At 53.6% G+C, this 16,104-nt stretch carries 21 protein-coding genes; 11 read left to right on the top strand and 10 right to left on the bottom strand.

What is annotated here, in order from left to right:
- Nucleotides 1–274: 274 nt before the first annotated feature.
- Nucleotides 275–715, top strand: a complete 441-nt coding sequence (locus DLD99_RS16175) for a carboxymuconolactone decarboxylase family protein (protein ID WP_114883576.1) — start codon at nt 275–277, stop codon at nt 713–715.
- A 9-nt stretch (nt 716–724) separates the two neighbouring features.
- Here the strand turns inward: DLD99_RS16175 and DLD99_RS16170 are convergent, their stop codons facing one another.
- Nucleotides 725–1,039, bottom strand: a complete 315-nt coding sequence (locus DLD99_RS16170) for a hypothetical protein (RefSeq protein WP_085734034.1) — start codon at nt 1,037–1,039, stop codon at nt 725–727.
- Between the two features lie 195 nt (nt 1,040–1,234).
- Between DLD99_RS16170 and DLD99_RS16165 the strand changes: the two genes are divergently transcribed.
- Genes DLD99_RS16165 through DLD99_RS16155 form a run of 3 tightly spaced genes read left to right on the top strand, consistent with a single transcriptional unit; the run spans nt 1,235 to nt 3,441 of the window.
- Complete coding sequence (locus tag DLD99_RS16165; protein WP_114883575.1) at nt 1,235–1,909, top strand: secretin and TonB N-terminal domain-containing protein; 675 nt, start codon at nt 1,235–1,237, stop codon at nt 1,907–1,909.
- The gene (locus DLD99_RS16160) at nt 1,906–2,457 is read left to right on the top strand and encodes an RNA polymerase sigma factor (protein WP_011334580.1); all 552 of its coding nucleotides are present in this window, start codon (nt 1,906–1,908) and stop codon (nt 2,455–2,457) included. The genes DLD99_RS16165 and DLD99_RS16160 overlap by 4 nt, the downstream gene beginning before the upstream one ends.
- Nucleotides 2,458–2,502: 45 nt before the next feature.
- Nucleotides 2,503–3,441, top strand: coding sequence for a FecR family protein (locus tag DLD99_RS16155; protein WP_114886713.1), 939 nt, complete (start codon nt 2,503–2,505; stop codon nt 3,439–3,441).
- Nucleotides 3,442–3,583: 142 nt separating this feature from the next.
- On the opposite strand, the gene DLD99_RS16150 is transcribed toward DLD99_RS16155, so the two are convergent.
- Nucleotides 3,584–4,192, bottom strand: coding sequence for a prepilin-type N-terminal cleavage/methylation domain-containing protein (locus DLD99_RS16150; RefSeq protein WP_114883574.1), 609 nt, complete (start codon nt 4,190–4,192; stop codon nt 3,584–3,586).
- Nucleotides 4,189–4,641, bottom strand: coding sequence for a type II secretion system minor pseudopilin GspH (gene gspH, locus DLD99_RS16145; RefSeq protein ID WP_011334577.1), 453 nt, complete (start codon nt 4,639–4,641; stop codon nt 4,189–4,191). The genes DLD99_RS16150 and gspH overlap by 4 nt, the downstream gene beginning before the upstream one ends.
- 132 nt (nt 4,642–4,773) lie before the next feature.
- On the opposite strand from gspH, the gene DLD99_RS16140 reads away from it, so the two are divergent.
- Entirely contained in the window at nt 4,774–5,205 is a 432-nt protein-coding gene (locus DLD99_RS16140) for a type II secretion system protein N (protein WP_114883573.1), read from the top strand.
- A 126-nt stretch (nt 5,206–5,331) separates the two neighbouring features.
- Nucleotides 5,332–6,036 carry a DUF6602 domain-containing protein gene (locus tag DLD99_RS16135; protein ID WP_162803492.1) on the top strand — a complete coding sequence of 235 codons (705 nt, stop codon included), beginning with the start codon at nt 5,332–5,334 and terminating at the stop codon, nt 6,034–6,036.
- A 127-nt stretch (nt 6,037–6,163) separates the two neighbouring features.
- Here the strand turns inward: DLD99_RS16135 and DLD99_RS16130 are convergent, their stop codons facing one another.
- The 5 genes from DLD99_RS16130 to DLD99_RS16115 form a co-directional block, all read right to left on the bottom strand.
- Nucleotides 6,164–6,916, bottom strand: coding sequence for a hypothetical protein (locus DLD99_RS16130; RefSeq protein ID WP_114883571.1), 753 nt, complete (start codon nt 6,914–6,916; stop codon nt 6,164–6,166).
- A 90-nt stretch (nt 6,917–7,006) separates the two neighbouring features.
- Nucleotides 7,007–7,720, bottom strand: a complete 714-nt coding sequence (locus tag DLD99_RS16125) for a hypothetical protein (protein ID WP_114883570.1) — start codon at nt 7,718–7,720, stop codon at nt 7,007–7,009.
- 202 nt (nt 7,721–7,922) lie between these two features.
- Nucleotides 7,923–8,462 (bottom strand): hypothetical protein, encoded by a 540-nt coding sequence (locus tag DLD99_RS29130; protein WP_162803491.1) that lies wholly within the window; start codon nt 8,460–8,462, stop codon nt 7,923–7,925.
- Between the two features lie 133 nt (nt 8,463–8,595).
- Complete coding sequence (locus tag DLD99_RS16120) at nt 8,596–9,429, bottom strand: DUF4435 domain-containing protein (RefSeq protein ID WP_162803490.1); 834 nt, start codon at nt 9,427–9,429, stop codon at nt 8,596–8,598.
- Nucleotides 9,422–10,825 (bottom strand): AAA family ATPase, encoded by a 1,404-nt coding sequence (locus DLD99_RS16115; RefSeq protein ID WP_162803489.1) that lies wholly within the window; start codon nt 10,823–10,825, stop codon nt 9,422–9,424. Before DLD99_RS16115 ends, DLD99_RS16120 begins: the two co-directional genes overlap by 8 nt.
- 274 nt (nt 10,826–11,099) lie before the next feature.
- Here DLD99_RS16115 and DLD99_RS16110 point away from each other — a divergent pair, with 274 nt between their 5' ends.
- The 4 genes from DLD99_RS16110 to DLD99_RS16095 all read left to right on the top strand — a co-directional run bounded on the left by DLD99_RS16110 (nt 11,100) and on the right by DLD99_RS16095 (nt 13,478).
- Entirely contained in the window at nt 11,100–11,639 is a 540-nt protein-coding gene (locus DLD99_RS16110; protein WP_114883567.1) for a PAAR domain-containing protein, read from the top strand.
- Nucleotides 11,639–12,361, top strand: coding sequence for a peptidoglycan recognition protein family protein (locus DLD99_RS16105; RefSeq protein ID WP_114883566.1), 723 nt, complete (start codon nt 11,639–11,641; stop codon nt 12,359–12,361). The genes DLD99_RS16110 and DLD99_RS16105 overlap by 1 nt, the downstream gene beginning before the upstream one ends.
- Complete coding sequence (locus DLD99_RS16100) at nt 12,358–12,645, top strand: hypothetical protein (RefSeq protein ID WP_114883565.1); 288 nt, start codon at nt 12,358–12,360, stop codon at nt 12,643–12,645. Before DLD99_RS16105 ends, DLD99_RS16100 begins: the two co-directional genes overlap by 4 nt.
- Nucleotides 12,646–13,118: 473 nt before the next feature.
- Nucleotides 13,119–13,478 (top strand): DUF6124 family protein, encoded by a 360-nt coding sequence (locus DLD99_RS16095; RefSeq protein WP_114883564.1) that lies wholly within the window; start codon nt 13,119–13,121, stop codon nt 13,476–13,478.
- Between the two features lie 699 nt (nt 13,479–14,177).
- Here DLD99_RS16095 and DLD99_RS16090 read toward each other — a convergent pair.
- Together DLD99_RS16090 and gspI are read right to left on the bottom strand one after the other, a co-directional pair.
- On the bottom strand, nt 14,178–14,540 hold the full coding sequence (locus DLD99_RS16090; protein ID WP_114883563.1) for a DUF6124 family protein: 363 nt from the start codon (nt 14,538–14,540) through the stop codon (nt 14,178–14,180).
- A 577-nt stretch (nt 14,541–15,117) separates the two neighbouring features.
- Nucleotides 15,118–15,498 carry a type II secretion system minor pseudopilin GspI gene (gene gspI / locus DLD99_RS16085; RefSeq protein WP_114883562.1) on the bottom strand — a complete coding sequence of 127 codons (381 nt, stop codon included), beginning with the start codon at nt 15,496–15,498 and terminating at the stop codon, nt 15,118–15,120.
- 146 nt (nt 15,499–15,644) lie between these two features.
- Here gspI and gspG point away from each other — a divergent pair, with 146 nt between their 5' ends.
- On the top strand, nt 15,645–16,103 hold the full coding sequence (gspG, locus tag DLD99_RS16080) for a type II secretion system major pseudopilin GspG (RefSeq protein ID WP_085610505.1): 459 nt from the start codon (nt 15,645–15,647) through the stop codon (nt 16,101–16,103).
- The last annotated feature ends 1 nt before the right edge of the window (nt 16,104 follow it).

Here is a 16,104-nt window from a genome sequence, read left to right as displayed (position 1 = left end):
AGATTACTCCCGAATGCGCTGTCGACAGTAGTTGCGCATCACAAATACCCGAAATTGGCCCTGATCCAATGTGGGAGCGAGCCTGCTCGCGATAGCGTCCTGTCAGTCACCATTGATGATGCAGACAAAGCGCCATCGCTAGCAGGCTAGCTCCCACAAGGTTTTGTGTTTGGCATTAATCAGTGGTGTACCGGTTTTCCGTGGAATTGGGGCTGTAACCCTGGCGCACCAGCGCTTACCGTGAAATCACTCTTCTGCTGCCCGAGACCCCCCCATGTCCCCGCGTCTGGATTACTACAGCGCTTCACCCAAAGCCATGAAAGCAATGATTGCCCTGGAAGCGCTGACCAGCAGCCTGAGCATCGAGGCGCCGTTGCTGCACCTGATCAAGATCCGCGCCTCGCAGCTCAACGGCTGCGCGTTCTGCACCGACATGCATTCGGTGGAAGCGCGGCGGGCAGGGGAGACGGACCGGCGGCTGTACGCCATCGCGGTCTGGCGTGACAGCGGCTTCTTCAACCTGCGCGAGCGGGCAGCGCTGGCGTGGACCGACGCAGTGACACTGCTGGCGGAAAGTCATGTGCCGGACGATGTCTATGAACAGGCGCGAACAAAGTTCAACGAAGGCGAACTGGTGGACCTGACCATGGCCGTCAGCACCATCAGCAGCTGGAATCGCCTGGCGGTGAGTTTTCGGCAAGTCCCCAGTGACTGATCTACGAAACTAGTTCGGTGGCCGCTGCGGTTTCACCGACGTGCCAAACGTATTGCCCATCCGCGTACTGGTAGCCGCCGGCGTCGCCAGTCCCACCTGATTCGGCGGGCGCTTGTTGACCGGCACATTCATCGCTTCCTGATTCTTTTGCGCAGCCGCCGCGCCGTCGGGGTTGTTGCCCATCTGTTGGCTCAGGCAGTCGTAATTCGGCGCCTTGTAACCGCCCACGGTCACCTCGACGCAACCCACCGCCTGCTCGGCCTGCACGCCGCCCGACAGCGTCAACAACAGCCCGCTCAGCGCCAATGTCCACAGTGATTTCATGTGTGCCTCCTGGCCGGCCCGAAGGGGCCGCTCTGACTCAAGAGTCTAGTGCAACGGGCGCGCCGATCCCGTGATGGTTTTTTTGCAGTGGCCGTCACACCAGATTCATAAACAGCCCTCAGGATGACGGTTTTCAGGGATACATCAGCCGTGCAGCGAGGCCGTGCCAGGGAGGATGTTGTGCGCTCAGCGCTCATGCGCCAGCTCTGTCTGGGGCTGCTGCTTGGCTTGTTTCTGAGCCGCGCCAGCGCCGATCCGGTGCCGGCGACGATGCGCATGACGCTGCACATCCCGGCCCAGGAACTGGCCCGCGCCCTCGATCAGTTCAGCCGCACCACCGGCATGGCGGTGTTGGTCGACAGCCAGTTGAGTCGCGGTCGACGTTCGCTGGCGGTGGACGGTGAATTCACCGCCGCCGAAGCGCTGCGGCGGATGCTCGGTGGTAGTGGATTGATGGCCAAGTACAGCCGCGACGACGCGTTCACCTTGCAGGTTGCGCAAGTCGAAGAAGTGCCAATGCCGGCGGAGAAACCGACCCCCGCCAGCGTCGCGGTCAACCGCAGTTACGCCACGGCGGTGCAGGCGGCCATCGAACGCAACCTGTGCCGTTCGCCGCTGACCCGGCCCGGCAGTTTTCGCGCGGTGTTGCAGCTGTGGATCGGTCGCGACGGCGTGGTGCAGCACAACCGGTTGGTGACCTCGACCGGCGATATTCGGCGCGATGCAGCGCTGGTAGACAGTTTTCACACGCTCAGGATCGACCGGCCCACACCCGGCGCATTGCGCCAGCCAGTCACGTTGCTGTTGTTACCCGAATCGTCAGGAAAGCGCATGGAATGCACACAATGGGAAGGAGTTTCCGGGGGATGAAAGACGCCGGACAAAGTTCGATGGTCCAGCTGTTCCTGACGTCCTACGAGGACTTTCGGGTGCGCCTGCGACGCCGTCTCGGCTCGGAGGACCTGGCCAACGACGTGCTGCACGAAACCTACCTGCGGGTCGACCGCATGGAAGCGCCGCCGAACCTGCTGCGGCCCAACGCCTACCTCTATCGCATGGCCCTGAACATCGCCGCCGACCGCCGCCAGGCCGATGCACGGCTGCTCACCGGCAGCGAAGTCGAAGAACTGCTGCAAGTCAGCGACGAAGCGCTGGACCCGATGCGCGTGGTCGGCGGCCAAAAGGAAATCCAGTCCCTGCTCAGCGCCCTCTACGAACTGCCGGCCCGGCGTCGCCGGATCTTCATCGCCGCACGGCTGGAAGAAGCGCCGCACCTGGAAATCTCCCAGCGTTTCGGCATCTCCACGCGCATGGTCGAGAAGGAAATCAAGGCTGCCCTCGGACACTGCGCGGCCAAACTGGAAAGAAAAGTGTTTCAGCGGTTCGGTCGCGGGGCCGGAAAACCGTCTAGTGAATGAAGCTCCGATTTAGTGTCCCGATCAACCCGTCGAGTACCTGTGCGTTTGAACATCTTCCGTCTGACACCTGCCGAGCCCACGCCTGCCGAGCGTCTGCAAAGCGAAGCCCGCGACTGGCTGATCCTGCTGACCTCCGGCCGCGCCACGGTCGCCGACGCCCGAGCGCTGCGTCAGTGGTGCGCCCAAAGCCCCGAACACGCCCGCGCCTTCGAAGAGTGCAAGGCCTTGTGGCACCTGCTGCAACCGGCGGCGGAAGAATTGCGGGCTCCACGCAGGTTTGGACGACGGGCCTTTCTCGGCGGCGCGATTGCCGCATCGGCGGCGTTCCTGCTGGTGCGTGGCACGATACCGGGCGGGTTCTCCGGACTTGGCGCGGATTACATCACCGAAGTCGGCCAGCAACGCCGGGTCGAACCGGCCGATGGCTTGAGCCTGGAATTGAACACTCAGACCCGCATCAACCAGCGTTCTGTGGATGAGGGCGTGCAAGGTTTTGAACTGGTCAGCGGCGAAGTCGAAGTGCAGACCGCACGGCTGCCGATGGCGATGCAGGCGGGTGGCGGCTGGTTGCGGGCGAGCAGGGCGCGCTTCAACCTGCGCAACCTCGATCAGCAGGTGTGCGTGACGTGCCTTGATGGCGCGGTGGACGTGGAAGTCGAAGGCCGCAGCCTGCGCCTGGAACCAGGCCAGCAACTGACCTATGACGCGCAACAGGTTGGCACCGTGCAAAGCGTAGATACGGCGGCGGTGATGAACTGGCGTCAGCAGGTACTGGTGTTCAACGGCACGAGCCTCAGCCAGATGATCGACGAGATCAACCGCTACCGCCCGGGGATGTTGCTGCTGCTCAACCGCGAACTCGGCCAGCGCCGCGTACAAGCACGTTTCTCCCTCGACCAACTGGCCGGCGTCGGCGCGCTGATCCGCGATGCCTACGGCGTCAAATGCACTGAATTGCCGGGTGGCGTCGTCGTCCTCAGCTAACCCGACACAACCCCCACAAACACCCCATACCCCCTGTGGGAGCCAGCCTGCTGGCGATGAGGCCCGCACATCCGACATCTCATTGCCTGACCCACCGCATCGCCAGCAGGCTGGCTCCCACAAAGTTCAACGGTGACCGCCGCTACTGCAACGGCCCCATCACCTGCCGATACTTCTCCACCCCCTGCGCCGTCTCCCGAGTCAACCGCACCTCCAACCCCAACGGATCCTCCCGCCGATTCCCGCTCAACTGCCGCCACCCCTTGTCCGCCTCCCAAACCCGCACCTGCAAATCACTCACCTCACCCAAAACCGCCACCCCAGCCGTAGGCGCCGGCAACGGATACCGACTCCGCGCCGGCGCGACCGCGCGATACAACGTGTCCCCCTTGAGCCACCAGCGCACTCGCTGCAACGCCCCCGGCTGATCCGCCGCACTCCGAATGATGTCCAACCGAAACCCCTTGCTGTCACTGCTGCGCACCGTAACGGCAGGCGGCGCCGTCGCCGGTTCATCCTCGGTGCCAACCTTCTTCGGCTCCGTCAGCTCAATCCCGGCGCGCATCTCCACATCCCGCTGCATCTGATTCAACGCCCGCAACAGGCTGTCGCTCTGCTCACCACTGGCCTGCAAATGCTTGTCGGCGCGGGTGACACTGTCCAGCCCCTTCCAGGCAATCAGACTGACCACCGCCATCAACAGAATCGCGACCATCACCTCGATCAGCGTAAAACCTTGTTGTCTGTTCATTGCACGCTAATCCGACCCGAAGCATCGCGCAGCACACTCAACCGATTGAGCCCGTCAGACAGCGTCAACTGCAGCGGCGGATTGATCCACTCCGCGTTCAGCACCACTTTCTGCTTGGGCTCCACCCGCACCTCCAGCTTCGGACTCTGCCAGGGACGCGGTCGCAACTGCGGGTCCCGATCGAAATGATCAAAACCCTTGCCACTGTCACTGCGCCGACTGAACCGAAACCCCTTGCCATCGCTCAACCACGCAATCGGCCGGCCATCGGCGCGGGCCTCAGCCTGGGCAATCTGCAGCAACTGCGCCACGCGCTCGGCGTCCTTGCGCAGCAACTGCAACGGATCGGGCTTGATACTCAGACTGATCGCCGCACTGGCGATCCCGATGATCACCAGCACCACCATCAACTCGATCAGCGTAAAACCCTGCTGCCTGCACCGGTTCATCGAATGCGCACTCCCTTGCGTCCAGCCCGTCCCAAAAAACCATCCTGCACGGCCAACATGTAAGGCGTGTGAAATAAAACCGTGAGAATTGCCGCGTAGTCTGGTCACCGGGACTAAAAGGAGATTCAGCCCATGAGATTCACCGCACGCTTTTCACCCCCCCAAATCATCCAGGCCGCCGCACTGCTGGCCGCCCTGGTCGGCATCGCCACCTGGTCATCCCTGCTCCTGACCACCGCCGAATCCCACACCCCGGCGGCCACCCCGCAACTGCTCGCGGCGCGCAGCGATAACCCGGCGTTGCAGTGGTTTTCCAATCGCACGGCGCCGGTGGAGATCAAGGTCAGCGGCGTGATGGCAGGGAGCCGGGGGGCGGTGGCGATACTCAGCCTGAATGACGGGCCACCGAGGAGTTTTTTACAGGGGGAGCGGGTGAGTCCTGGGGTGAAGTTGGTGGCGGTGGAGGGGGATGGGGTGGTGATTGAGCAGGGTGGGGAGAGGGTGCGGTTGGAGGTGGAGCGGTTGGGGGAGGGGGTGGAGATGCCGAGCCTCACGAGGCCATGATTTAATTGGGTGAATGATCACTTCCGGTCAGCGGAGCCATTGAGTTGTATTGGGGTTAGTTTCTTTGCAGCTGTCTACCGATTAGTAGACAATCCCGAAAACTATTTCCTTGCAGGGAGCAAGTCAGTGAAACCATTAGTTGAATACTGTCATGGGGCTGTAAAAGCCTTAAATGCTCAATACGAAATGACTAAGGTGCTGGGGCACTCTGTCACAGCAGGTTCAGCGCGAGAGCGGCTTATTCAAGACTTCCTTCTTGCACATCTTCCGGAAATGACCAGCGTCGTAAGCGGAGTGATCATTGACTCGGAGGGGCGGCGTTCTAAACAACAAGATATTGTTCTGATGTTGAAGTCCATGCCTAGGCTTCCGTTTGCTAGCGGCCATGACCTCATATTTCAAGAAGGAACCGTTGCAACGTTCGAGATTAAAACAGATATAACGCCATCTGTCCTTGAGGCTATATTTCTCAATATTGAGAGCGTTAAAGCACTTTCTCCAAGTACGCTTGAAGGTGTGCAGTTGGGTGACTTGGATTGGCCTTATAATCGAATATTGAACGTTATTCTCACATATGGCGGATCTCCTTTAGAGAGCATTGAGCAAACCCTGGTAGCGCTGCAAGAGGCGCGTCAGCCAGATGTTTACTTTGATTTAACAAAGGGAATTCTTGTGAAGAATGAAGGTGTATTGTTTGGTGTGAGTGGCTCAAGTTCTTACCTTGTGTTCAATGATCCTGCCGTTGGCCTTGCACGCCTGCTTGCACTGTTGTCCAAAGTTACAGGACGCTTGGTGATGCGGGGAGTGCAGTGGGAGTCGTATATCTCATAGAGTCATCTAGGGGGCGAATAGATCTATTCCTAGTAAGTAGGTCGAGAAGTCGGGGTGGTTTGATTCCGAAAATAAATCTGTCCCCTTTGATGGTCCCCTTTGATGCGGTCCAGTATTTATTGGGGGACTAGCCATGTTGGCACGGTGCGGGCTCTTGAGTTTCGACGAGCTCTTTTTTTAGCTCTACAGCCAGTTCGGTCAGCGCGATCATGCGATTATATTGCACTAGCATCATCTGCACGTAGCCACACATAAAAAAGAAAAATATGTTTGCCACTGTAACAGCAAATATCCAGTCCATACTTGCGCTGACGCCTACGCTGTCAAGAGTCTTGGTTAGTGTCGAAATGCCGATAAATAGGGCAAGTGAGCCGGGGATGATCCCGATTTTTTCCAAGGCTCCGGTAACCATATAAGTGCGTTTTTCGAATCCGCAACGTTCGCTTTTTAGTTCGAGTGCACCAAGTTTTAAAGTTTCATGGGGAAGCGATATGAGCTGAGGTAAATACTGTGCGTCGACGTGCATTACCATTTTTACGTTCCATTCCAGTAGGCTTGCAAATGGTGCGGTGATCACTTTTATTAATGAGTGGCGATAAAGCACTATGCCGATGAAAGGGTAGAGGAATAGGGCTAGGTAAGACATGGCAATCAATCCCCAGCTCGTAATGTAAAGCCACTGAGCATTGTAGAATGTACTGATTATGGCAAGTAATACTGCCAGAATTGACGGACTTATCATTGCCAGCCAAAAGTATTGAATTTCAATGCGATAGGTTTTATTAGATTTTCGTTGAGTTCGGGTAGTTCGCACGGCTTGCTTGTAGGCTTGCTCGATCTGAGCCTTGATTTGAATGTATTTTTCGCTTTCAGAAGTCATCAGAGTTCTCGAAATGTAAAAATTTAGGAGCGGACAGTCGGGGGGAATTGGATTCGTTTTTAATTTCCCGCTTAAAGCTCGAGTAAGTTGTTAAAGCTGGGCGTAAGTAGTCTCAAAATTTCTAAGAGCTTGATCGACCCTGTATCGAAGCGTTAGAGATGCAGAAAGTCTGACCATTGCTTCGAAAAGCATATGCCCTGATTGAATTTCACATTGACCAACACATAGCCCGCCATATCCGCCCGGTTGATACGCATAGACAGTATAGAAAACACCTCGAGGCTCTCGGTTTAGTCCGGCCGTGATATGCGTTACAGAGCCACCCTCAACAGAACTGCTTGGCAGCGAAAATTCAAGCACATCTTCAAAAGGAATGAACATCGCCGACGCGGACATTACAAATAGACTCGCAATGTCCAGAGCCTCCTCAACTGTTTTAAGGCTGGGAGTTTCGTATTCGTGCTCAAGGAGATTTCGCACGCTGACGACTTTTCGCAAAAGACTCGGCGCCAATAATCCTAACGCTCTCAAACTTTCTATTTTTTTTGGAATATTCCATCTGAGTGACTGATAACCAAACGAGATTAACAACTGGTCAAGCTGGCAGACAATTGCACGTTTAACATTAGTCGTTGCATTAACAAGGGCCGACAATCCGCCGCGCTCAAAATCGTCTTCCGCCAAGCTCAAGAATTCGATAGGCAAAGTTTTCAGCTCCGTCATCTCAAAGCTGCCACCACCTGACGCTATCGTGCTTTTTTCCATGTTGAACTGATGAGCGAGGCAAAACTCTTTGATATCCATTCTAGAACCACTCATTGGCTGCCAAAAGGTGTTTACAGATGCAGTGTATCAGCGACACCGGTAAGGTGGCCGAACTGATACGTGCAGAAAAAAGCGTAAAATTAGCCCGCGGAAATGCTACTTCCTATAAGCGTATTGCTGAGGTCGAAGTGGATGTATCATCTAGCTCCTGAGATCAGAAAATCGGAGTAAATTGATTGTTTCAATTCTGCTGAGCCCTGCGTCGGAACTCCTGAAGTTCCCATACGGATAAGCTCCTTGGAGCGGCAGTGAGCTTAAGCTCGCTAATCGTTTTCAGATATTGTGATTTACAGTCATTGGAAGTCCAGTCGTAATCAAGTTTTGCGAGATCACGCACGATTCCGTCCAAGGGGCAATGGGGAGGTTCTTCGCAAAATCCCGCTGTCCAAAGGTATTTCAAATGAATGTTGACCAGCTTCTGCGCGACACCAAACCGGAGACGTCCCTCATGTAGCGCGTCTTTATGCTCCTTGGAAAATTCTAATGCAAGTTTGTCGATGTATTCGACGTGCTCGGCTTCGGATATGCGTTTGCTCGAATATGTGGCTGAAATGTCTTTAAGTACTCGTCGGAAGCTGCTCTTTACTTTTACTCGTTGCGAGTGGGTGGTGGACGATGCGTAAACAGGCCAAGTTTCGCTTCGAGTGGATAGTGCTGCTTTAAGACTAAGCAAACCGATTTCGTAAAGTAGGAAATCGGTTTTTTCGTGTCCTAACAACATAGCGGCTACCTCGCGTGCTGTAATAAGTTTTTCATTGGTTGAGTTTGGTGCAATGTGATGGTTGAAGTTGCTATCAAAATAAGATTCTCTCCATTTTAATTGTCTTTTGCGGGAATGTTAGTGCTGGATAAAACTATAAAGTAGGCGTGCTTCTAGCGAGATTCCAAGCTGCAATGGAACGGTGAAGTTTAGTCTCGCGAAATTCCACCTCTTCTATTCCAGATCTCAATACGCTTTCGATTCGGTCGGCGTCTACTTTACCACCTCGTCCAATTTCACAAATCATTCCACCTGCTAAAATATTAACCGCATCATGTCCTCTGACATAATTCCAAGGATCAACCTCCGGCAGTGCTTGGATTTTCACTTCTAGATCGTCAATGGAAAGACAAACCCCTTTTTCAATAGCATAGCGATTCACACTATCAAAGTCGTAAGCCCAAGCGCCCTTTTGCATAAAAGCTTGCGGGCGAAACCTTCTTAACGAAACGCTATTAGTTAAATCGTTGACTGCACGGATTTTTCCAAATTGAATTGCAATGTCGCGTACATATTCAAGAACGGTACAGCTACGGTTTTTTTCAAAGGCTTTGACTTTGGCAGGGTCAGAGAATTCCGCCAATACTTTACCATACGCACTTGATCTTAATAGGACGCCTTCTAAGTCTCTTGGGTCGGTAGTTATTATGTTTCCTGGTATCGAGTCAACTGCTAGCAGCCAATCGATATCTGCATCAACGATACCTAGCATTCGTTTTGAAACAGGGTTTGTAGTCAAGGCTTGTATTGACCCTATTACGTTTCTTTTGCCGCCGCTTACTATAAGCTCGACCTCTGGATCTTTCCTTGCTTCAAAAAAACGAATATCACTTGGGCCTTCAACTAACCAATACAGTCCTTTCGAGCTTGTCTCCATCATAATTATTTCGGAAACAATAACTCCGACACTTTTATCCCAGTCACTCATCGTCTGACTCCGCATCCAAGGCAGACATCAGATCATGACGGCCTCCAACAATGAATGGAGAGTGTGTTGCGACCACTGCGTTAAATCCTACCTCTTTCGCAACGGAAATTAGTTCTGGTAAAAAAGCTTTTTGCCAGCTTACATGTAGGGATAGTTCAGGCTCGTCTATAAGGACGAGTGTTCCTGATGGTACTTTGAAAAGTAACTCGTACATTAAAACTAGTTCATGTTGTTCGCCGGAGGATAAAGACTCTAAGGGCAGTTCGTCACCTGAGTCAAGTTTCACATAAAGGCCTCTCGCTTTACTTAAAAGAACCCGTTTATTTCTGAATTTTTTCTCCATGCTACCTAAAAGTAGCTGAGCTCGCGCAAGTAAGCTGTCGAAAACTGTTAATTTAAGTTGGCTGTCTCTTACAAATAAGCTCATTATTTCAAGTTTGTTGAAGTCTACGGTGTCAAGGCTTTTGATATCGAAGGGTTGAACCGACTCTGCTTCTAATAACCCTATTGCTCGTAGGTCCCTTAGCTTGTTAACGGTTTCGCTAAATTTAATTTTTAGCTCTTCAATGCTCATTGAAGGCTGTGATTCTGAAATAAATCTGTGTGGAAATGATTGGTCTAACTTCTGTGCGTTTGCACCGTAGCTTTTTAACGCTGAGTTTATGTGTGCGACCAAATCTCGAGCGCACTCGTGAACAGTTGGGGTCATTTTGCTTAACTTGGTACCAATCACTCCGATAGCAATGTTTGGATTGGGCTCCATAGTTGGTCGATATAATCGATTGGTTTCTACGAAATGAACAGAAAATGTGCTTAGTATTTCTTTTACTGCTTTGGATCCGGTTTTTTTTCTGTTTTTTATACTTTCAGAAAGGATAGCGTCTTTGTCGTCTAGTGTAAGTTCTTCTGATGTATCTGATGTGGAATGGTTGTCTATGTAGCTTTTGCTTTCTATAAGGCTTCGATAGTTTTCGGTCACCGATGCAGAGCGAGCCGAGGCGGCTATCTTGCTGTAAAGCCTAGAGAGATCTGATTGTGTTTGTGAGATGGTGTTGAATGTATGTCTGGCTAATAGCTTTTCATTTGAGAAAATAATTACCTCTAGCTTTCCGGTTGGAGATGGTTCTTTTCCAGATCCACCTGAAGAGGTTGTTTTTAACTGTGTAACTAATATTCGCAGCGCATTGCTTAATGTGATGCTTACCCTGTTAAATGGGATTTTAATAAGTTCTTCGAAATTTGATGAGAATATATAATTTATACATTTCAAAACCGCAGTTTTTCCAACGCCATTCGGGCCGTGCAGTATTGAGATTCCTTCAGGGTGATCAAAATTTATTTTGTGATTGTATAGCCCGTACAAGTGTTCGATATAAAACTCTGAAATCCTAGTCATTATTAAAATTCCATTCTGAAGGTTTTGGAATGCGTTAAAGTTTTGCCAAAATGATATCATGTGCATTAAATAAACTGCGCGTCAAGCATTTTTTAAATGCAGGTAAAGTGTGAGTTTTCCCTCTTCTGGTTCATATTGAATAACCTGTCAAGAGGAGGGTAAGAGGAAGAAAAAGAACAAGAAAAGGTGACGCAAGAAAGAGGGATTTTTTTTTCACCGGAGTGTTTCTGATAGAGTCCGCACTCGTTCAATCCGCTGACAGGGAGTCAAGCACATGGCAAAGCCTGCCGCACGAATCAGTGATCCAACCTCCTGCCCGATGCCCGGGCATGGCCCGAAGGCCATTGCCTCAGGATCCTCCGACGTGTTCTTCGACGGCCTCGCTGCCGCCCGTAAAGGGGATACCTGTACCTGTGGAAGTGCTCTGGTTTTGGGTGTTTCCGCTACGGTGTTCATCAATGGCAAAAACGCTGCGCTGATCGATACCACAGGTTCACACGGCGACGTTGTGATTGGTGGTTCGGGGACTGTCATCATCGGGGATTCGCATACCCCGGCACCTTTCACTCCTCCTTTACCTCTCGCCATTCAGAAACGATTCGGGCAGTCGTTCAGTGTTACCGACAGTGAGACGGGTAAGCCGTTGGCGTTTCGTGACTACGTTGCGACGGTCAATGGCGTCGAGACCAAAGGCGTCACCGATGCTGATGGCATCGCACACATCAAAACGCCGACGCCCAATGCCCAAATCTCACTTCACATCACGTTCAATGCCCCAGCTCGAACGCTTCATGAATTTTCGGAGAAACAGTAATGGCCGCCAGTTTTGCGACACAGGCAACTGCTCAGGAGATTAAGCCAGGCGAGTTCATGTGCCCTATACCGGTGGCTGTGAATGATCGAGCGGCTACTCGCGAGGCGATCATCAAACGGGTTCGGGATTTGAAGGTCACGTTTGTCGAGCGCTCGTCCTGGAAAGCGTTGGATGGCAAGAAGGACATGGTCAAGGATTGGGACTACACCATGATCGCTTTGCACCACGCGGGCCGCAGCCATAGTTGCACTCCCGGTGCGGAGCAGATGCAAGAAATCCAGAAAGGACACCTGAGCCAGAAGTACGACGATATTGGCTACCACTACGGCATTGATTGCACTGGGCAGGTTTTTGAAGGTCGTGACATTCGGCTTCAGGGTTCAAGTGTTCTGAAATACAACACAGGGCTTATTGGCATCGTTCTGCTGGAAAACCTGACGACACCGGAGGAGGGCGGCGATTGGGTCGCCAAAGGTCGGATGGCTCTGGATAGCATCGGTTACAGCACCACAAACGTTATTCCCAAAGAGCAAATCGTTTCGCTGATGCACCTGATCGACGCATTGAAAAGCGTGTTTTTTATCAAGAATTTTGGTGGCCACCGGGAATATCCAGGGCAAGGCTCTGAAGGGAAAATTTGCCCCGGAAATATTGGAATGGAGCTGGTCAGAAATATCAGAGCTAAAACCCAACTGCTTCCACCGCCGGCGCCACAGCAATGAAAAAGCTTTTAATCGCAGCAATCCTCGCTGTAGTAACCGTGCTCTATGTCGGCTACTACGAAGCACTTGAGGACGGGGATATCGAGACCATTGTCTTCATCAAGAAGCACCCGACGTTTCTGATGAAGTTCTACAACATCCACGCCAACGATGGAGAGATCAGGAAGGTAGAGCGCCTGACAGCCGAGGAGCGAGGATGGATCATTGATTACTGCAGATACCGGTTAGGAATCGACACCGACTTGAAGACTCAGGATGACGTCGAGATGTGTCGGCAAAAATAGATCTGTGCATCTAGCCTAGGTTGTCAGTTATGACTGGCAATTTGGGCCATTTTCCTCCATCTGTTGAGATAACGGGACGGATCTGTTGAAGGACAAGTGACGGAGTGAATCCTCGATAAACGCCGGCGTTTAAAAAGACATCTCCAGACACTCTCTCAGGCTACACACCCTTGCGCCGTTGCCTACAGCTACGCCAGAATCCGCCGGCTTGTGCGCTTTGTACCTGGTCTTTATCGTCTACGTGTCGCTGGCAACCCAGCGACCGGGTTTAGCGACCCGACCAGGTATAAGTTCAACGACGCTCCCGTTTGTCGCAGACATTTGCGATGACGATATGGTGGCTGTGCGTGGGAGACCTTCGGGTCTGCCGGGTCTTATACCTCTCGGTTCGCTAACCCGCGTACAGCTGCCACCCTTACTTGTTTAGCGACAGGTGTTGGTGGTTCCACCAGGTATAAAAATGGAGCTTCACCATGATCAAACCAACACCCAGTCCGCCCGAAACCGAATCGGTTTCCCCCTACGAATCCATCGATTCCAGAAAACTCCACGAAGCCGCCGACCGAGCGCTCGACCATTACCTCTGTCCACCCGGCTCCACGCCGCCCCCACGCAGAACCCGCGGGATGTATGCCGTGACTGCGGACAACAAAAACGAAGAACTGCTGATTGATGCCAGTGAAACACTCGCTTCGGCCCAAACCATTGCCCAGAACATCGCCAGTCTGGTGCCGGCTTCGCAGCGTCGGGCGTTGGTGGGCATTGCGCAGTTGATCATGCTCGGGGAGTTGGCGGTGAATCGGGCGTTGGATAATTTGCAAATGCCAGGGTGAGGCAGACCTCGGGATGATCTGCTGAGTAAACGGGTGTCAATTCTGGCGCCTTCGCGAGCAAGTCAAATCGTGAAAAAGGGGACTGATTCATTTCAATCGGTCCCCTTTTTGTTGCTTAACCCGCGTCGCCGCTATCTGGCTATGAAGGCGCATCCGGTTACTCGATAACCGCTTTGTGTCAGTGCCAGTCTCTAAAACAATGCATGCATTGGCGCGCACGCCAAGTCCTCAACTGCCCACCGCAGTGCGGGCAGTGGGCAAGCTTTTGCTCGCACAGAGGTGACATTCGATGGCGGAAGTATTCCCAAACGATATCCGGATCAATATTTTCTCGACGGACTATCTCATCTGCTACTGCTTGGTCACCCTTCTTGTGGAAGACCCCAATGATCGCTAGCGTTTCAACCGATGGGCAGTAAGCCGTAATGAGCTCGCCGCATCGATTACAAACACGTTGACCATGGCCATTAATCATAAATTCGCTTCAGTGTCGGGAATTGGATAAGTCCTTTTACTAGACGCTCGGTGCAGAGGCAACGGACGCTAATGGCCAAAAGTGGCCGATCGTGAATGGCAGAAATGGGTGATGTCTCAAAATGTCGTTGAAACGTGCCGGAAAAAAAGTGGCCGAGGTCGTCAGCTACACCTGACAACCTCGGCCATTTTCTTTCCGGCTGTTGAGCTACAGCGCTCAGCCGCTTACGTCTTCACCTCAACATGATCCAACGCCTGATTCACCGCCAACCCCGCAACCATAACCACCTGCGCAATACCCAGCGCAGTCTTGCGGTGCGCAGGCTCCAGGATAGCGGCGAAGTTGCTGAGCATTTCGCTGGCGGAGCCGAGGGATTCGCTGGCGTTGGCCAGGAGGGATTCGCTGTTGTAGGCGGGGTTGGCCAGGAACATGGGGTCGTGTTTGGTGTGGCTGCCCATGATGCGTTGTTGTGGGGTGAGGTAGTGGTCGAGGGCGCGTTCGGCGGCTTCGTTGAGGGTTCGGGAGTCGGGGAATTGGTAGGGGGAAACCGGATCGGTTTCTGGTGGATTGGGTGTTGGCTTGATCATTGATGTAACTCCAGTACTGATTAAATTGGAGTCAACCACTCTCGCTACCAAACGAGGGGGTGGCGACCATACGCAGGTTGGTAGACCGGAGCACTGGAACCGGCGCTTCCGAAGAAGCCCTGAGCATGGCCACCATAAATCCAGTCGCAAGAATGCAACTGCATGAGGTGACGCAATGCGTCAGCGCTGCGGGCTACCAAACCCGATCACTGGTTTTCAGTGACCATGGAACGATAAGACCCGCGTACTAGACGCACAAGCCGGCGGATTCTGGCGTAGTCGTAGGTAATGACGCAAGGTTGTGTAGCCTTGACGACGTTACGGTTGGTGTCTTTTAAACGGGGTTTTGGGAGGGGGTAAACGGGTGGGTTGAAGAGCGGCCCTCACCCCAGCCCTCTCCCGGAGGGAGAGGGGGCCGACCGAGGTGTCTTGCGCTTTACATCGACCTGAGAGACTGAGTTGATTATGGATTCAACGCGGTATGTGCAGGTTGGTTTAGATCTTTAGGTGGGTGTCGGAAATGTCCCACGCTGATTCATTTGCCATCGAGGGGGCCGACATTTAAGGCGGGCTCGGGCTAGGGATTCTCGGGGCGGCTAAGCAACGTTTCAATCTTAGCCAGCGGAGGCCGCTCCTGGCTGCGATCAAAAACCTGCACACCAACCTTCAACAACCGCCCATTCTCCGCCCCCCCAATCACCTGCTCACACCGCAACAACAACCGCCCTTGATCACACTCCATCGCCTTGACCCCCATCGGCAATCTCCCTTCCAGCCGAAGTTCAGCCATCCGACTCTGCGCCGCAATCATCGCAATCGAGCGATCCCGCAAAACCCCGCTGCTCTGCGTCATCAACCCCGCCACACGAACAGCGGCGGACATGGCGACGGCGATGATCGCCAGCGCGACGAGCACTTCTATCAGGGTGAATCCGGCTTGCGGGGAGGGGGTGCGCATCGGGGGCTCGGGCAGTCGGGCAGCCCTTGACGCTAACGCCCGTGCTTGACGGCTTGACGACGAAAACACCCGAGGATTTTCAACATCCCTGACATATCTTCTTGCAACACTGCGCGTCGAATCGAATCAAGCCAGGGAATGACGAGATGGATATCGCGCAATTCAAACAGCCCAGTCGACCGAGCCGGATGCCCCGTGGGCAGCAGGGTTTTACGCTGATCGAGATCATGGTGGTGGTGGTGATTCTCGGGATTCTGGCGGCGATGGTGGTGCCCAAGGTGCTCGACCGGCCGGATCAGGCGCGGGCCACGGCGGCGAAGCAGGACATTGGCGGGTTGATGCAGGCGCTGAAGCTGTATCGCCTCGATCACGGCACTTACCCGAGCCAGAGCCAGGGCTTGAAAGTGCTGGTGGAACGGCCGGCCGATGCGAAGAACACCAACTGGCGCTCGTACCTGGAGCGCCTGCCGAATGACCCGTGGGGTCGTCCTTATCAGTACCTCAATCCCGGTGCCAACGGCGAGATCGACATCTTTTCCCTCGGCGCCGACGGCCAGCCTGACGGCGATGGCGTGAATGCCGACATCGGTTCCTGGCAGTTGTAAG

This window comes from Pseudomonas kribbensis, assembly GCF_003352185.1.
Taxonomy (GTDB): domain Bacteria; phylum Pseudomonadota; class Gammaproteobacteria; order Pseudomonadales; family Pseudomonadaceae; genus Aquipseudomonas; species Aquipseudomonas kribbensis.
The sequence above is the reverse complement of the archived record's forward strand: the minus strand, read 5'-3'. Positions and strand labels throughout refer to the sequence as shown.

What these genes read in the sequence shown, in the direction of transcription:
- DLD99_RS16130 (WP_114883571.1), bottom strand. Translation starts at nt 6,916, where the DNA reads ATGACTTCTGAAAGCGAAAAATACATTCAAATCAAGGCTCAGATCGAG.
- DLD99_RS16140 (WP_114883573.1), top strand. Translation starts at nt 4,774, where the DNA reads ATGAGATTCACCGCACGCTTTTCACCCCCCCAAATCATCCAGGCCGCC.
- DLD99_RS16090 (WP_114883563.1), bottom strand. Translation starts at nt 14,540, where the DNA reads ATGATCAAGCCAACACCCAATCCACCAGAAACCGATCCGGTTTCCCCC.
- DLD99_RS16120 (WP_162803490.1), bottom strand. Translation starts at nt 9,429, where the DNA reads ATGAGTGACTGGGATAAAAGTGTCGGAGTTATTGTTTCCGAAATAATT.
- gspH (WP_011334577.1), bottom strand. Translation starts at nt 4,641, where the DNA reads ATGAACCGGTGCAGGCAGCAGGGTTTTACGCTGATCGAGTTGATGGTG.
- DLD99_RS16100 (WP_114883565.1), top strand. Translation starts at nt 12,358, where the DNA reads ATGAAAAAGCTTTTAATCGCAGCAATCCTCGCTGTAGTAACCGTGCTC.
- DLD99_RS16160 (WP_011334580.1), top strand. Translation starts at nt 1,906, where the DNA reads ATGAAAGACGCCGGACAAAGTTCGATGGTCCAGCTGTTCCTGACGTCC.
- DLD99_RS16165 (WP_114883575.1), top strand. Translation starts at nt 1,235, where the DNA reads ATGCGCCAGCTCTGTCTGGGGCTGCTGCTTGGCTTGTTTCTGAGCCGC.
- DLD99_RS16105 (WP_114883566.1), top strand. Translation starts at nt 11,639, where the DNA reads ATGGCCGCCAGTTTTGCGACACAGGCAACTGCTCAGGAGATTAAGCCA.
- DLD99_RS16110 (WP_114883567.1), top strand. Translation starts at nt 11,100, where the DNA reads ATGGCAAAGCCTGCCGCACGAATCAGTGATCCAACCTCCTGCCCGATG.
- DLD99_RS29130 (WP_162803491.1), bottom strand. Translation starts at nt 8,462, where the DNA reads ATGTTGTTAGGACACGAAAAAACCGATTTCCTACTTTACGAAATCGGT.
- gspG (WP_085610505.1), top strand. Translation starts at nt 15,645, where the DNA reads ATGGATATCGCGCAATTCAAACAGCCCAGTCGACCGAGCCGGATGCCC.
- DLD99_RS16095 (WP_114883564.1), top strand. Translation starts at nt 13,119, where the DNA reads ATGATCAAACCAACACCCAGTCCGCCCGAAACCGAATCGGTTTCCCCC.
- DLD99_RS16115 (WP_162803489.1), bottom strand. Translation starts at nt 10,825, where the DNA reads ATGACTAGGATTTCAGAGTTTTATATCGAACACTTGTACGGGCTATAC.
- DLD99_RS16150 (WP_114883574.1), bottom strand. Translation starts at nt 4,192, where the DNA reads ATGAACAGACAACAAGGTTTTACGCTGATCGAGGTGATGGTCGCGATT.
- DLD99_RS16170 (WP_085734034.1), bottom strand. Translation starts at nt 1,039, where the DNA reads ATGAAATCACTGTGGACATTGGCGCTGAGCGGGCTGTTGTTGACGCTG.
- DLD99_RS16125 (WP_114883570.1), bottom strand. Translation starts at nt 7,720, where the DNA reads ATGGATATCAAAGAGTTTTGCCTCGCTCATCAGTTCAACATGGAAAAA.
- DLD99_RS16175 (WP_114883576.1), top strand. Translation starts at nt 275, where the DNA reads ATGTCCCCGCGTCTGGATTACTACAGCGCTTCACCCAAAGCCATGAAA.
- gspI (WP_114883562.1), bottom strand. Translation starts at nt 15,498, where the DNA reads ATGCGCACCCCCTCCCCGCAAGCCGGATTCACCCTGATAGAAGTGCTC.